This is a genomic window from Deinococcus carri (assembly GCF_039545055.1).
GTDB lineage: Bacteria > Deinococcota > Deinococci > Deinococcales > Deinococcaceae > Deinococcus > Deinococcus carri.
On sequence record NZ_BAABRP010000027.1, the window covers coordinates 5,001 to 18,397 of the forward strand.

Below are 13,397 nucleotides of genomic sequence, written 5' to 3' on the forward strand. Positions count from 1 at the left end.
CGTGAGGCCCTGCGTGCGCTACTTTGCGGCATGACCCGAGACGAGCAGGAACCCACGCCGGACATCCTGACAGGCACGCTTATTGTGGATGCCATCGAGGGAGGGTTGGCCCGCGTCGAGCGGGAGGACGGCAGCACCGAGGACTGGCCCCTAGCCAGCCTGCCCTGCGGCGTGCAGGAGGGGGATGTCGTGCGCCTCACTGTGAGCGGTGGCGACCTGGACATCGAGATTGACCACGCCGAAACCCAGCGCCGCCAGGGCACTGCTCAGCAGCAGCTCGACACTTTGAACCAAGCCACCCCCAGCGGGGAGTTGGACTTGTGAGGCACGTCCTGACCCTGGCCACCCTCTCCCTGGGCCTGGCTTCCGCACAGGCGGCCGCTCCCGGCGCTTTGATCATTCGCTTCCTCGACGTGGGGCAAGGGGACGCCGTGCTCATCACTAGCCCCGAAGGTAAATCTGTCCTCTATGACGGCGGCCGCAGTGAGCCGCGGCTCCAAGCCCTGTTGAACCTGTACAACGTGCAGAGCCTGGACCTCGTAGCGGCCAGCCACGCCGACAGCGACCACATCACGGGGCTGATTCCGGCCGTGCGGCTGTTCAAGCCAAAGTTCTTTTTGAATAACGGGCTGGCCGGCACGACCCAGACCTGGAACCGGCTGGTCACGGCAGCCCAGCAGGCGGGCACGCAGGGGCTGGTAGCGCGGGACCAGACCATCAACCTGGGGAGCGTGAAATTGACCGTGCTCGCGCCGCCGGCCGGAATGCCCCGGAACGAGCAGAACCTGAACTCGGTGGGCCTGCTGGTGCAGTACGGCAAGTTCCACGCTCTCATGACCGGCGACAGCGAGACGGCAGAGACGGTGGGGTGGTTGAAGAAGTACCCAGCCTCGGCGCTCGGTCCCATCGATGTGTACAAGTCGATTCACCATGGGGCCAAAAACGGCGACAACGCGGCGTGGTTGGCGGCTGTCCGGCCCCGGAACGTGGTCATCAGCGTCGGCCCGAACAGCTACGGCCACCCGACCGCGGAGGCGCTGGCGCTGTACAAGCGGGTCGGTGCGACGGTCTACCGCACGGACCGGGAGGGGACGGTGACGGTGGTGGTGCAGCCGAGCGGGCAGTTCGCCATCACGACAGGACACGGACCAGTGGTTCCAGCAAATCCCCCAGCATCGCGCCCAGCCCCAGTGGCACCACGTCCAGCAACCCCAGCGGCGATTCCCCCGACTCCAGCTCCAGCCAACTCCGGCAGCGCCTACTACGCGAACTGTGCGGCCGTCAGGGTGGCAGGGGCGGCACCGCTGCTGCGGGGGCAGCCGGGGTACCGGCCTGGTCTGGATAGAGACGGGGACGGGCGGGCGTGCGAGTGAGACTTCGGAGAGGTCGGACACACTAGCTTCCCCCTATGGCACGTCGTAGGCGCAGGAAAAAGGAAGACCCGAGAGCCGTAGTCACCCTCGCGTTGCTGTTCGGGCTGTTCTATAGCGGAATAAGCGGGGCATGGGGCCTGTTCGCGGTGCTGGTGCTCCTACTGGTCGGGGCCGTTGTCCTGTTGGTTGCACAAGCCAGGGCCAAGCGCACCCGCGCCCTGGCCCTGCGTGACCTCCAGGCCCTTACGCCGCGTGAGCTGGAGCTGCACGTCGCCCAGGTACTGAATGCCCTGCCGGGCTGGCGGGCCGAGGCGACAAGGGGGAGTGCCGACCAGGGCGCGGACGTGATTGCCACCGGGCCGGGCGGCGCGAAGGTAGCGGTGCAGGTCAAGAAGTACAGCAACCCGGTCGGCAACAAGGCCGTGCAGGAGATCGTGGCAAGCAAGGCGTTCTACCGCTGCGCCCACGCGGTCGTGGTGACCAGCGGGCCGGGATACACACGGGCAGCGCGGGAACTGGCGCGGGCGAACGGGGTGCCGCTCTGGGGGCCAGACGATTTGTTCCGGCTTCAGGCCCTGGCGGCGCAGAAACAGGCACCTCCGCGTGACCTGCTACCTGCCTGAACCTGAAAGTACCGGCACCCACGCCCAATGTGTCCCCCTCTCCTCGGCTTTGCGGCTGAGCGGAGGGGGACACATTGCGTTTGGTTGGGGACTTGACCTTCACCACTTCCGCAGGTCGGTGTCAACTTGGGGGAGTGGCTGTTCAGTCGAACCGAACAAGCCGTCCTAGACGGTGTTTTCCTCGATTTTCCGACTTTACTTCTCGACCGCCGACCTTCAGACTACAGACATCCAAGGAAGCGAAAACGCTGTCCTAGACGGAGGAAAACCACTATGACCAAGACCCCGATGACCGCCGCCGACAAAGACGCCCTGATTGCCGAATCTGCCGCTGCTGGCCTCACCGTCACCCGCACCAGCAAGGACTTCTTCCTGGGCGAGGGCGAAGGCCGCCAGCGCGTTACCCCCGGCGAAATCAAGCGTCTCATCCTCCAGGCCCAGGAAGAGGCTGAGGCAGAAGAGGTCGCCCGCGCCGAGGCGCTGGCACTGGCCGACGAGCTGCGCGTCGAGGAACAGGAAGGCGCGGCGGTCGAGGTCGAGGTAACGCCGGTCGCTGAGCCTGAGGCTGTCCCGGCAGCACCGACGCCCGCGCCTACCGCCGAGAAAGCCTCGAAGGTCGTCATCAAGTGGGGGCCGCCCTGCGGGGGCAACCTCGCGGGCCTGGCCGCCGCCGAGCACGACGAGGGGCGCAACCCCCTCGTGCACCTGAGCTTCACGCCCTCCAGCACCCACAAGACCAAAGAGGCGGCGGCGGCGGCCGGGCGGCAGGCCTGCAAGACCGGCTGGCTGGCCGCGCTCGCCCAGGACCACGAGGGTGCCCAGTTCTGGGTGGTGGCCTGCCTGAACGAGCGCGGGAACCTGGTGCTCGACGGCCAGGAGGTCCGGCTGGAACTGCTGAGCGGCCAGGAGGCCGAAGCGTACCGCGAGAAGGTGAAGGGTGCCCGCAACCAGGCCAAGGCCCAGTGGGTCGCGCAGGCTGTCTGAACGTCCCCACTCGCCCCCGACCTCCCACCCCGGAGGTCGGGGCTTTCGTCGCCCAAGGCAAGGCCCCCGACTCCGTGCTGGAGCGGGGGCCACGTGCGTGCCGAGTGTCAACCGCTGGTAGACACGTCCTCGTCGGGGCGGCGCAGCCCGTCAGGCCGTGCCAGGAACTCCATGCCCCTCGCGCCGCCTTCGAGAATCCGCACACGAACGTTCTTCGGGCCAGTGCGGACCACCTCGCAGCGGCCGTAGCGACTGCTGATGACCACGTCGCCCTTCTGGTAGCTGGCGGGCGGCGCGAACGGCGCAGGGGAGAGGCTCTCCAGGCGGGCACGCTCGTACGCGAGGCGCAGCTCCAGGTGGGCAGTCCAGCGGTGCCAGTGGAGCGCGCTGCGCTCGTGCGCGGCCTCCGTTTCCGGTGTCACGGGGCGGGCGTCCAGGTCCTCCAGCGACCGCTGCATCCGGCGCAGCTCCGCTTCCAGCTTCTCGATGCGCCGCCGCACCACGCTGGGGTCGCTCTTCTGCCGTGCCCGGCGCTCCGTGCCCGCCGCGCGCCGCCGCCAGTAGTCCGCTTTGCGGCCCTCCTCGACTGCCTTGCGCATGTTCTGGTCGCTGCGCTCGATAGCCCGGCGGTGACGGCCCTCCGAGTGGTGGCCGACCTTGATGGGTTCACCCATCGGGGGCAGGCCCTTGCTGGCCGCCGCGCGCCTCGCCCCAGCCCGCCCTTCGGCGGCGGCGGCGCGGCCCGCGAAGCGGGCGACCCTCGCCTCCGGGTCGCCGGAGTCTGCCTCGTGCTCGATTCCTTCCACGAACTCCAGCAAGAAGTCCTCACGCTCGGGCGTCCAGGTCGCCACCCACGCCTCATGCCCGCGCCACCACTTGAACCCGGCGTTCCGGGTGCGGGTGTACTCGTCGGCGTCCAGTCTCGCGCCGGGCATCCAGCGCAGGGTGTCGTCCTCAATGTTGTAGGTCGCGCTCCCGAGCGGCTCGCGCTCGCCGGTCACGACTCCACCGTCCAGGCGCGCATGATGAGGCCCTCTGCCTCGTCAATCTCCACGTCCACGCGGTGCCCCATGATGCGGCCCAGGTGGACGGCCTCGCGGACTGAGGGCACGGCGGCGAGCAGGGCGTGCAGATCCAGCGCCTCGGTGTCAGTGATGACCAGGGCGGACCACGGCTCGCGCCAGTCCTCGGGAATCTCCAGCTCGACGTCGGTGAGGGTGCGGGTACCCGCCCCGGCAGTGGGCAGGTCGGCCAGCCGCACGACGACCAGCCCGGCCGCCTCCAGCTTTTCCAGGGTGCGCTCGGCACCCCGGCCCAGGGCGGCGAGCGCAGCAGCTCGCGCGGCTTCCAGGTCGGGGCGCGGCATCAGGCCACCGCCTCGACGACCAGAGTGTCCTGATACCCGAACGTGCCGACCCCCTGCCGGGAGACGAAAACCTCCCAGTGGACGTCCCCGACCTGCACGGCGGTCTCGGCGGGCACGCCTAGCAGGGGACCGGCCTTCACGGCGGCGGCGGCAGGCGTGGGGGCGTGGAGGCGCACCGACACCTCGCCCCGGCTCACGCGGTACTCGCGACGCAGCTCGGCAGCGAGGTCGGCCAGCTCGTCCCGGTCCAGGTGGACAGCCATATAGGCGCAGCACCCGGCCAGGAGGGAGCGGTGCACTTCCAGCACCTCGCCGTCGTTGGACAGCAGGACGTGCATGGTGCGGACCTCACTGAGGCGGCGCGTGAGGGTGCGGGGGAGGGAAGAGGGAACCTCCTCCCCCCGACTGAGCAGGGTGGCCAGGGCCGCCAGGGCCGCGTGCCGCTGGTAACGGCCTAACCGGAAAGAGGGAATCACAGCGCGACCTCCCGCATGACTTCCAGCAGTCGAAGCTGGGAGCGTAGGCTGCTCACCAGCGCCTGGGCGACGTCGAGGTCACGGCGGGCATCCCGCAGGCCGTCCTGGGCAGCCTTGAGAGCGCTGTATTCCTCAGCCAGGGCGAGGCGGAGATTGGCCTTGCGTTCTGCCTCGTTTCTGCCCTCGACACCTTCTGCGAGAGCGTGCGCCTCGGCAAACTCCAGCTCGAAGCGGACGTCGGCTTCCATCTGGGCGCTGCGGGCATACTCGCGGGTGGCGCGCACCAGCTCGGCGGTGGCGAGGTCGAGGGCCTGGGCGGTGAGGACGGTCATGCGGCCACCGTCCCGGTGGGGGTGGTGCGCTCTTCGCTGAGCAGCGTCACGCGGCCTTCGGCCTTCGCCCACTCCAGCAGCTCGACGGCTTCCTGAGCGGTGGCGGGCTGGCCGTCCACCGTGGCCGTCAGGGGGAGCATCTGGCCGCGAGCGTCGCGCCCGCCGGAGAGGCTGACGGTGCGCGTCCCCATGTGGACGCTGGCGCTGCTGCCTTCGCCCCAACCGGCGTAGAGGTCGAGCTTCCAGGTGCGGGTGACGTTGATCGGGCTGGTATCCTGCATGTGGTTCTCCTGCTAGGGGGGATTTCAGGGAGGGCGCGGAATCTTGGTCGAGGAAGCGCCCTTCTCTGATGTGGACACTATAACCGATATGGTTATAATAGTCAATATGTTTATGGCAAGCTATGATGCTGGCATGTCTGATGGCCTCTCGCCTGTTGATCGGCGGATTCGGGAAGCGATGCGCCATGCCATGGAAACGCACTCGCCTAGGCTCACCCAGTCGTCGCTGGCGGAGCGCTTGGGGATTTCACAGCCTGCCGTTGCTGCGCTGCTTTCAGGACGCCGGGGCCAGATCCCCCAGAGTCTGGTGGATCTCCTTGACGCTTTAAACTTGGAGCTGGTGGTACAGGAAAAGGAACAGGAGTGACCCCCCAGGAGTTCGCCCGCAAGTGGCGCGAGCTGGCACCCAAGCTCAGTGAACGCGCTGCCTACCAGGAGCACTGGCGCGACCTGTGTCTGCTGCTGGGCGAGCCGACCCCCAGCAGCGACCTGACTGGCGAGGACTACGCCTTTGAGAAACACGTCAAGAAGGCCGGAACAGGCGAGACGGGCTTCGCGGACGTGTTTTACCGCGACCACTTCATCACCGAGTACAAGGCCCAGGGCAAGAGCCTGGGGAAGGCCCTCCAGCAGGCCCTGCTCTACGCCCGCGAGTTGGGCAACCCGCCCCTGCTGCTGGTCAGCGACCTCGCCACTATTGAGATTCACACCAACTTCACCGGCAGCAGCCCCAGGGCCATGCGCATCACGCTGGATGACATCGAGCGGGACGCTCCCGTCGGCGGCGACCTGACCGCCCTCGCTGCCCTGCGCGCCTGCTTTCAGGACCCCAACAGGCTCGACCCCCGGCAGCTCCGTGAGCGGGTCACCCAGGACGCCACCGCCCGCATCGGGGAAGTGGCGCAGGCGCTCGCGGCCCGTGGCGTGCCCCAGACCCAGGCGGCCCACTTCCTGATGCGGGTCGTCTTCGCCATGTTCGCCGAGGACGTCGGCCTGCTGGAGCGCGGCCTGCTCACCCGGCTCCTGGCGCGGGCCCGCGAGTACCCGGACCGTTCACAGGGCTACTTCCAGGAGCTGTTCAGCGCCATGCAGCACGGCGGGGAGTTCTGGGGCACCGACATCCGGCACTTCAACGGCGGCCTGTTCGACGACTCGGCAGCGCTGGGCATCACCCGCGAGGACGCGGACGCCCTGCTGGCCGCCGCCACGCTGGACTGGGCAGAGGTGGAACCCGCCATCTTCGGCACCCTGTTCGAGAACAGCCTGGACACGGCCACCCGCAGCCGGCGCGGCGCGCACTACACCGGCGTGCCGGACATCCTGCGCATCGTCGAGCCGGTGGTGATGCAGCCCCTGCGCCGGGAATGGGCCGAGGTGAAGGCGCAGGCGGATGCGCTGAGCGGGAAGCGGGGTGGGAAGGCGGCAGCGCTGGAGGTGGTAAGGGCCTTCCATGACAGGCTTGCCCAAGTGACCGTGCTTGACCCGGCCTGCGGGAGCGGCAACTTCCTGGTGGTGACGCTGGGGCAGTTGCTCGACCTGGAGCACGAGGTGCGCTCGCTGGCCTTTGAACTGGGCGCGGGGCCGTTCGCCATGCCGCCGAGAGTCCATCCCCGGCAGCTGCTGGGCATCGAGGTGGAGGCGTTCGCCCACGAGCTGGCGAGCGTGTCGGCCTGGATTGCCTTCTTCCAGTGGAAGGCCGCGCATGGGGGTGAGTGGGAGACGCCCGTGCTGCAACGCCTGAACACCATCGCGCACCGGGACGCCCTCCTGAACCCGGACGGCACGGAAACAGTATGGCCGGAAGCCGAGTTCATCGTGGGCAACCCGCCGTTTCTGGGAGACAAGAAGATGGCCGGGAGCCTAGGGCGGGAGTACACCGCCACGCTTCGCCGCGTCTACGGGGACCGGCTGCCGGGGCAGAGTGACCTGGTGTGCTACTGGCCGGAGAAAGCGCGGGCGATGGTGGAAGCAGGCGTCACGACGCGGGCTGGGTTCGTGACCACCAACAGCATCCGCGGCGGGAAGAACCGCGTGGTGCTGGAACGCATCAAGGCCAGCGGGGACATCTTCATGGCCTGGCCGGATGAGCCGTGGATGCAGGACGGGGCGGCAGTGAGGGTGAGCCTCTTTGGGTTTGGCGATGGAAGCGAGTCGGTCAGGACTCTGAACGGCAACGAGGTGCCCAGCATCAATGCCGACCTCAGCGTGCGGGTGGACGTCAGCGCCGCTGTGCCCCTCCCAGATAATGCGGGTCTCAGCTTCATCGGCACCCAGAAAGGTGGTGACTTCGACATTCCCGGCGACCTGGCCCGGCAGTGGCTGAACCTGCCCAACCCGGACGGCGTGAGCAATGCCGACGTGGTCAAGCCATGGGTGAACGGGATGGATCTGACGCGGCGGCCCAGCGGTCGCTGGATTGTGGACTTCGGGCAGATGACGGAGGCAGAAGCGGCCCAGTATGTCGCCCCCTTCGATTACGTGGTGGAGAAGGTGAAGCCTACCCGCGCAGGGCTGAATAGGGCAGGCCACGCGCGGTACTGGTGGCGGCATCAAGAAGCTCGGCCTGGAATGCGCCGGGCCCTGGCAGGACTCCCGCGCTTCACCGGCATTCCCCGGGTCGCCAAGCACCTGCTCCCCGTCTGGCTCCCCGAAGGAACCCTTCCCGACAGCCAGGTTGTAGTGATTGCCCGCGATGATGACTTCACCTTTGGTGTGCTGGCGTCCAGCATTCACCGGAGCTGGGCTTGGACTCTGGGCACGGCTTTGGAGGACCGCCCCCGCTACACCCCCTCCACCTGCTTTGAAACCTTCCCCTTCCCCCAGCCAGGCCCGGAGCAGCGGGCAGAAGTCGAGAAGTGGGCCCGGTATGTGGTCCAGCTCAGGGAACACCTGCTGGCGCAGGATGAAAGGGCTACCCTGACCGGCCTGTACAACGAGGTGGAACGCCTACGGGCCGCGCCGGACACAGCACACCCCGCTGCACCCCTGGTGGCCGCCCATGCCCGCCTTGATGAAGCTGTGGCCGCCGCCTACGGCTGGGAGTGGCCGCTGAGCGAGGGTGAGGTGCTGGCGCGGCTGCTGGCGCTGAACGGGGAGCGCGCATCTGCACCCACGACGTGACCCTGAACATGCCACCATGCTTGCCTGAACGAACACGACCGCCATGCTGCTGCCAACGCTGAACAGCTCCGGCTGCTGAGAGAGGCACTGCCGGGAGCAAGTGTGACTCGGCGGCCCGAGAAGCCCAGCTCCCCCTTCGGCCCCCACTTCTGGGCAACGGCTGGCATGGTGCTGCTGATAGTGCTTCTCCTCGTCTTCGTGGCCTGGCCCGCTGTGCAGAGTGTCAGCCGGACCATTGAGGGCTTTTAACTCTGCCCCCATCGTGCTTGAAGCCGCCTTCCTGGGCGGCTTCACCGCTATTCTGTCGAGGTGCCCCGGACCAAGGAAGTACCACAGCGCGTGTTGAAGGGCACGGGAAACGGCCCACTGCCGCCAATGCTCCAGCAGTACGTGGAGATGCGGGACGCGGTGGAGGCAGAGCTTCCTAATTCCATCCTTCTCTTTCAAGTCAGCGAGACAGAATTAGGAAACTAAACCCGCAGCACCACCTCCAGCACCCCACCCGGCGCGATGCTCAGGCGTGTGCCGGAGCGCATCAGCACCTCCCGCGTCGGGCTGCCCTCGCGCACCAGGTTGCCGATGGCTTCCAGGGCTGCCGCCGTGTTGGGCAGGCTGACCACCAGCGGGGGAGCCATCTCAGCCCGCAGCGCCTCAACCTGCCGCCGGGCCGTGTCCCGAAGCTGGGCGTACTCGTCACCGGTCAGCAGCTCGCGCTGGTAGTCGGTGAGGTACCGCTTGAGCTGCCCCTCCAGCCGCTCGATTTCCTTCAGCGTCCGGCTGTGGTCGGGTGGCGTGGGTGCCCCAGCCTGTGCGTACCGCTCCGGGTGTTCAGCAATCTCGCGCACAATGCGCTCAGCGTGAGCGTGTAGGTCGTCCATGCGGTAATGGGTCCGCTGGGAGCAGGTGGGCGTGTCCCCGTAGTGGCGGTGCTTGAAGGCGCGCGAGCAGCGGTAGTGGCGGTAGCTCTTGCGGCTGGCGTGGCTGTTCGTGCCGCTCATGGCCCCGCCGCACTCAGCGCACCGGAGGATGCCGTTCAGCCAGAAGGTTTCGGTGTGCCTCCTGGGCTTGCGGCGCAGGCTGTCGCGGGCGAGCTGCCAGGTGTTCGGGTCTACCAGGGCCGGGACAGTGAAGGTGAACTCCCGCTTGGCGTGCCGGAGGGTCATCCGGGCCTCGCCCTTGTAGGCCGTGTTCTGCGCGATGTACCAGACGCGCTGCGGATGCCAGACCGCATTCATGGCGCTGGGGACATTGCGGGCGTTCAGGTCGTCAGCGATCTTGCCGGTCGTCTCGCCACCCGCCAGGCGATGGAACATCTCGCGGACGATGGCTGCCTCCGCCTCATCGACCTCGATGCGCCGCACCGCCTTGCCGCCTTCCAGGTCGTAAGCCTGGCGATACCCGTAGCAGCGCCACCCGTGAGGGATGATCAACCCCTTCTCGGCGGCAGCCAGCTTCCCACCCAGCATCCGGCGTTTGATCTGGCGCAGCTCTTGGTGTGCGATGACCATCCGCATGTCGAAGGTCAGCACGCTGGCGTCGTCATCCGGGTTGTAATGGCCGTCCGTGGCGTTGTGGACGTGGAGGCCGAGGCCGAGCAACTCTTCGAGGATCCGGTGCCCGGCAAGCGGCGTACGGCCCAGGCGGTCGGCCTCGCTGGTGATGATGGCGCTGTATTTGTCCCGGTCCGCCTTTAGCCGTTCTAGACCTTCTCGCGTCTCGCTGCGCCCAGTGATGACGTCTGTGTACAGAGCGCCCTCGGGGATGGCCAGGCCAGTGCGGACAGCGTAGGCGCGGCTCTCGGCCTCCTGGCGGGCGAGGCCGTAGCGGTCGTCGCGTGCCTGGAGGTGTGAAGAGACCCTGATGTAGAGGGCGGCAGGGTGGGTCATTCAGAACTCCTACAGAGGGACTGTTGTGCTTTTAGGCTGAGCTTGCATCTACCCGCTGGATTCCATTGACATGATGCCTAAGAGATTTACCAACTAGTTCGCCGATCATAACCGGCACTGCGTTACCGATCATGCGTCCGACCTTTACAAGATTCACTTTCTGTCCGGGTGCAACGAATTGATAGTTTCTTGGGAAGCTTTGGAGAATGGCAGCCTCACGCAGTGAGATAGCTCGGTCCTGCTCCGGGTGGCCGAAACGTCCATTGCCAAAGCCAAAGCACTGCGTTGTGATTGTCGGGCTGGGCTGCTCCCATTCCATACGCCCGTACACGCTTGGGTAGGTTTCGCCTGTTGCCTTCCGGTGGCAGGCGGCAACGAGGGACTGGTCTTCCCAGTCTCGCCAAGTTTTACCTGGGCGTGCTTGGCGGATGCGGCGGAGATTCAGCTCGCTTAATCTGGATGAGATATGCAGTGGGTCGTCTGGGTGCTGGCCGCCTGCTTCTAAGGGGGGCAAGTCAACAATAGCTTCCCGTACTACTCGACGTGCCCGGCCGAACTCCTCGGGGGTCAAGATGCGGATGCTGCCGAGCTTAGAGGCTAGCAGCACCAAGCGCCTGCGCGTCTGGGGCAAGCCATACTCAACGCAATCCACAACGCCGTACCAGAGCTGGTAGCCTTCTAGGAAGTCAAGGAATTCTTGGAAGACGTTGTGCTGTAGGAGTTGCGGGACGTTCTCCATCGTCACAAGTTCCGGTTGGGTGTCCCGTACGAGTCGTCCAAAGTCCAGTACCAGCTTCCAGTCCTCACCGCCACGCTGAGCGCGCCCGCGTTGACTATAGGTGGAAAAGGGCTGGCAGGGGGCGCACCCAGCCAGAAGTCGAATTTGAGCATTTTTGTAGAAGTCAGCTAACTCCTGGACGGTTACGTCCTCCACGCTCTTTTGTATGAAACGAGCAGGGTTGTTCGTCTCATAGGGATAGCGGCACGACGGATCAATATCAATCCCCGCAACTACATTGATGCCCTGAAGATACATGCCGTGTGTTAGGCCGCCTGCACCAGAGAAAAGGTCGACACCGACTATTTCATTTTTAGATGTTTTCTGCGTTTGCCCCATCACTTCCCTCGCCCATGTCAGTTGCTGGCCTAGAGTCTGGTTTAAGATAAGCATAGTTTACAATATATCTCTCAAAAGAGTCAATGGTTTCCCTAAGATAAGATATTACCCTATTAACGTAATCCTGTAGATCCTCAATGGTTACATTGGAGCCGCACTCGCTGAACGATAAATCGCCATGTGCCATGCTATTCCTCATGGAGACGATAGCTTTCATAATGCTTTGTCTTTCGATAACGGGCCTTTTGACCATTGCATTGGTTTCTGGTGAAATATCGAAGGCCATTCCTATCCGTTTAGTGACAAACTTGTATATTTCTTCATCATCCCAGTTCCCGCCGCCGCCTTTGTCAATCCTAAATGCCCTTAATGCACCTCCGCCAAATGCCTCCTTGATAACAGCGGCGGTGTCTTCAAGGCGGCGTTCATAGTTCATTTCCATATGCGTCTTGGCATTGCTTCTCGTCCACTCCACCAACATTTCATCTGACAGGTCGGCAAGTGTCCAAGAGCCGTCCTCAATCATATGTTCTACAATTGCCTGTGTACTCTTGGCAATTGTAGATTCAATAAGATTATAAAGAAGTAGATATATGGTAGAGAAAAGAATCCTTTGTTGTGTGGGTGTGATTCTAGCTCGGCCCACCTCAGAAGTGGTAGCGCCGATAAAATCCAGAAACTCCCCAATCTCGCCAACGCGCTCTTCAAAAATCTGACGGGAGTCATCAATTCTCATCGTGAGTTTTCCAGCAATCTGTCACGCACAAATGAAAGACGTGCCTTCAGGCGATTGATTCCATTCGCGCCATCAGAACCTGTTACCCCTGCGAACTCCTCCGAGGCTATCCACGCGGCAATCTGCTGACGATTTGGGGTTAGACCTGGACGCTCACGTAAGGCGAGGGACGTACCAATCGCAATGCTCTCAAAGCGTGCGCGGGGGCTAGCGCGGCCATTAGGCGATTTGCGGAAGCCGTAGGGAAAGTAATCCCGCACAAATCCTGTCATCTCATGGAACCGATGCTCATATTGAATAATTAAGTCTTCGTTGCTGGAAAACATATCATTCATCTGTTTCGTGTATAGGAACAGGAAGGGTGTTACTTCGTCTGCGTAGTCTTCTAAGCCGTCACCGTAGGCAAAAAAGCGGGTAACTAGTTCTTCGCGCTCCCGAGTTTTCACCTGTTTCTCTGGTACGGGCGTCAGGTTTACAAAGAGTGGATCTTTGGCCAGTTCAATTACTAAATCCGTAAATAGACCAGGCAATGCGCCGCGTCTGACCTCTGCTGGGTTCGCAGTCAAGCTGCCAGTATTTATCCTATCGAAGAGATCGAACCTTGCCTCATCGTCCGCGTGTTCGTTCAGTACAATGCCGCGAATCGACCGATTCAGAAACTTGCGCCTTCTCGCTTCAGAGAAATCTCGAAACATAAACCCTGATGAGGCGGAGAGCTTGTCAAGTTCACCGAGCGCCAAATCACCGTAGACGAATTCGGCTAGGGTTCGGAGGCGCTGGGAGCCGTCTACAATCTCCAGTTTGCCATCCACTGGATTCTCAAAGAAGAAGATGAATGGCACGGGCAGATTGATCAGCAGAGACTCGATAAACCGCCACTTGCGCTCAGAATCCCAGGTGTATTCGCGTTGATAGCCAGGAATAGTGTATTCGTTCTCGTGGACTTTCTGCGCGAGATGCTCAATCGTGTACTCAGTAATAAAATAATCAATCCTCTTCGTCTTTTCGGCAATCTGGGCCTCGGCGGCTTCGACTTCCTCCTTGGTTCTCAGGAACAGCGGAAGCATGGTCATAATGTCCACTCCTTATGTTGTGGGTAGCTC

The 13,397-nt window shown here is 64.0% G+C and carries 15 protein-coding genes; 6 read left to right on the forward strand and 9 right to left on the reverse strand.

What is annotated here, in order from left to right:
* The first annotated feature begins 30 nt into the window (after positions 1-30).
* The 4 genes from ABEA67_RS18435 to ABEA67_RS18450 all read left to right on the forward strand — a co-directional run bounded on the left by ABEA67_RS18435 (position 31) and on the right by ABEA67_RS18450 (position 2,980).
* Entirely contained in the window at positions 31-324 is a 294-nt protein-coding gene (locus tag ABEA67_RS18435) for a DUF3006 domain-containing protein (RefSeq protein WP_345468145.1), read from the forward strand.
* Positions 321-1,373 carry an excalibur calcium-binding domain-containing protein gene (locus ABEA67_RS18440; protein ID WP_345468148.1) on the forward strand — a complete coding sequence of 351 codons (1,053 nt, stop codon included), beginning with the start codon at positions 321-323 and terminating at the stop codon, positions 1,371-1,373. Before ABEA67_RS18435 ends, ABEA67_RS18440 begins: the two co-directional genes overlap by 4 nt.
* Before the next feature lie 35 nt (positions 1,374-1,408).
* On the forward strand, positions 1,409-1,996 hold the full coding sequence (locus ABEA67_RS18445; protein WP_345468150.1) for a restriction endonuclease: 588 nt from the start codon (positions 1,409-1,411) through the stop codon (positions 1,994-1,996).
* A 273-nt stretch (positions 1,997-2,269) separates the two neighbouring features.
* Positions 2,270-2,980 (forward strand): hypothetical protein, encoded by a 711-nt coding sequence (locus tag ABEA67_RS18450; RefSeq protein ID WP_345468152.1) that lies wholly within the window; start codon positions 2,270-2,272, stop codon positions 2,978-2,980.
* Positions 2,981-3,087: 107 nt separating this feature from the next.
* Here the strand turns inward: ABEA67_RS18450 and ABEA67_RS18455 are convergent, their stop codons facing one another.
* Genes ABEA67_RS18455 through ABEA67_RS18475 form a run of 5 tightly spaced genes read right to left on the reverse strand, consistent with a single transcriptional unit; the run spans position 3,088 to position 5,435 of the window.
* Positions 3,088-3,981 carry a DUF3560 domain-containing protein gene (locus tag ABEA67_RS18455; protein ID WP_345468155.1) on the reverse strand — a complete coding sequence of 298 codons (894 nt, stop codon included), beginning with the start codon at positions 3,979-3,981 and terminating at the stop codon, positions 3,088-3,090.
* Positions 3,978-4,346: a hypothetical protein gene (locus tag ABEA67_RS18460; protein WP_345468157.1), complete on the reverse strand. Its 369-nt coding sequence runs from the start codon at positions 4,344-4,346 to the stop codon at positions 3,978-3,980. Before ABEA67_RS18460 ends, ABEA67_RS18455 begins: the two co-directional genes overlap by 4 nt.
* Positions 4,346-4,822 carry a BTB/POZ domain-containing protein gene (locus tag ABEA67_RS18465; protein ID WP_345468159.1) on the reverse strand — a complete coding sequence of 159 codons (477 nt, stop codon included), beginning with the start codon at positions 4,820-4,822 and terminating at the stop codon, positions 4,346-4,348. Before ABEA67_RS18465 ends, ABEA67_RS18460 begins: the two co-directional genes overlap by 1 nt.
* Positions 4,819-5,154, reverse strand: a complete 336-nt coding sequence (locus ABEA67_RS18470) for a hypothetical protein (RefSeq protein WP_345468161.1) — start codon at positions 5,152-5,154, stop codon at positions 4,819-4,821. Before ABEA67_RS18470 ends, ABEA67_RS18465 begins: the two co-directional genes overlap by 4 nt.
* Positions 5,151-5,435, reverse strand: a complete 285-nt coding sequence (locus ABEA67_RS18475; RefSeq protein ID WP_345468163.1) for a hypothetical protein — start codon at positions 5,433-5,435, stop codon at positions 5,151-5,153. The genes ABEA67_RS18470 and ABEA67_RS18475 overlap by 4 nt, the downstream gene beginning before the upstream one ends.
* A gap of 106 nt (positions 5,436-5,541) precedes the next feature.
* Between ABEA67_RS18475 and ABEA67_RS18480 the strand changes: the two genes are divergently transcribed.
* Both ABEA67_RS18480 and ABEA67_RS18485 read left to right on the forward strand, forming a co-directional pair.
* On the forward strand, positions 5,542-5,802 hold the full coding sequence (locus ABEA67_RS18480; protein ID WP_345468165.1) for a helix-turn-helix domain-containing protein: 261 nt from the start codon (positions 5,542-5,544) through the stop codon (positions 5,800-5,802).
* Positions 5,799-8,555 (forward strand): class I SAM-dependent DNA methyltransferase, encoded by a 2,757-nt coding sequence (locus ABEA67_RS18485; protein WP_345468168.1) that lies wholly within the window; start codon positions 5,799-5,801, stop codon positions 8,553-8,555. The genes ABEA67_RS18480 and ABEA67_RS18485 overlap by 4 nt, the downstream gene beginning before the upstream one ends.
* 470 nt (positions 8,556-9,025) lie before the next feature.
* On the opposite strand, the gene ABEA67_RS18490 is transcribed toward ABEA67_RS18485, so the two are convergent.
* The 4 genes from ABEA67_RS18490 to ABEA67_RS18505 are packed head-to-tail and all read right to left on the reverse strand — an operon-like array spanning position 9,026 to position 13,367.
* On the reverse strand, positions 9,026-10,441 hold the full coding sequence (locus ABEA67_RS18490; RefSeq protein WP_345468171.1) for a recombinase family protein: 1,416 nt from the start codon (positions 10,439-10,441) through the stop codon (positions 9,026-9,028).
* Positions 10,442-10,472: 31 nt separating this feature from the next.
* On the reverse strand, positions 10,473-11,558 hold the full coding sequence (locus tag ABEA67_RS18495) for a DNA cytosine methyltransferase (RefSeq protein WP_345468173.1): 1,086 nt from the start codon (positions 11,556-11,558) through the stop codon (positions 10,473-10,475).
* A complete protein-coding gene (locus ABEA67_RS18500; protein ID WP_345468176.1) occupies positions 11,533-12,294 on the reverse strand; it encodes an MAE_28990/MAE_18760 family HEPN-like nuclease in 762 nt (253 codons plus the stop codon). Before ABEA67_RS18500 ends, ABEA67_RS18495 begins: the two co-directional genes overlap by 26 nt.
* Positions 12,291-13,367, reverse strand: coding sequence for a DUF262 domain-containing protein (locus ABEA67_RS18505; RefSeq protein ID WP_345468178.1), 1,077 nt, complete (start codon positions 13,365-13,367; stop codon positions 12,291-12,293). The genes ABEA67_RS18500 and ABEA67_RS18505 overlap by 4 nt, the downstream gene beginning before the upstream one ends.
* Between the last annotated feature and the right edge of the window lie 30 nt (positions 13,368-13,397).

Excerpts from the sequence above, each read along its gene's own strand:
- ABEA67_RS18435 (WP_345468145.1), top strand. The coding sequence starts at position 31 with ATGACCCGAGACGAGCAGGAACCCACGCCGGACATCCTGACAGGCACG.
- ABEA67_RS18445 (WP_345468150.1), top strand. The coding sequence starts at position 1,409 with ATGGCACGTCGTAGGCGCAGGAAAAAGGAAGACCCGAGAGCCGTAGTC.
- ABEA67_RS18450 (WP_345468152.1), top strand. The coding sequence starts at position 2,270 with ATGACCAAGACCCCGATGACCGCCGCCGACAAAGACGCCCTGATTGCC.
- ABEA67_RS18460 (WP_345468157.1), bottom strand. The coding sequence starts at position 4,346 with ATGCCGCGCCCCGACCTGGAAGCCGCGCGAGCTGCTGCGCTCGCCGCC.
- ABEA67_RS18470 (WP_345468161.1), bottom strand. The coding sequence starts at position 5,154 with ATGACCGTCCTCACCGCCCAGGCCCTCGACCTCGCCACCGCCGAGCTG.
- ABEA67_RS18475 (WP_345468163.1), bottom strand. The coding sequence starts at position 5,435 with ATGCAGGATACCAGCCCGATCAACGTCACCCGCACCTGGAAGCTCGAC.
- ABEA67_RS18480 (WP_345468165.1), top strand. The coding sequence starts at position 5,542 with ATGTTTATGGCAAGCTATGATGCTGGCATGTCTGATGGCCTCTCGCCT.
- ABEA67_RS18490 (WP_345468171.1), bottom strand. The coding sequence starts at position 10,441 with ATGACCCACCCTGCCGCCCTCTACATCAGGGTCTCTTCACACCTCCAG.
- ABEA67_RS18495 (WP_345468173.1), bottom strand. The coding sequence starts at position 11,558 with ATGGGGCAAACGCAGAAAACATCTAAAAATGAAATAGTCGGTGTCGAC.
- ABEA67_RS18500 (WP_345468176.1), bottom strand. The coding sequence starts at position 12,294 with ATGAGAATTGATGACTCCCGTCAGATTTTTGAAGAGCGCGTTGGCGAG.
- ABEA67_RS18505 (WP_345468178.1), bottom strand. The coding sequence starts at position 13,367 with ATGACCATGCTTCCGCTGTTCCTGAGAACCAAGGAGGAAGTCGAAGCC.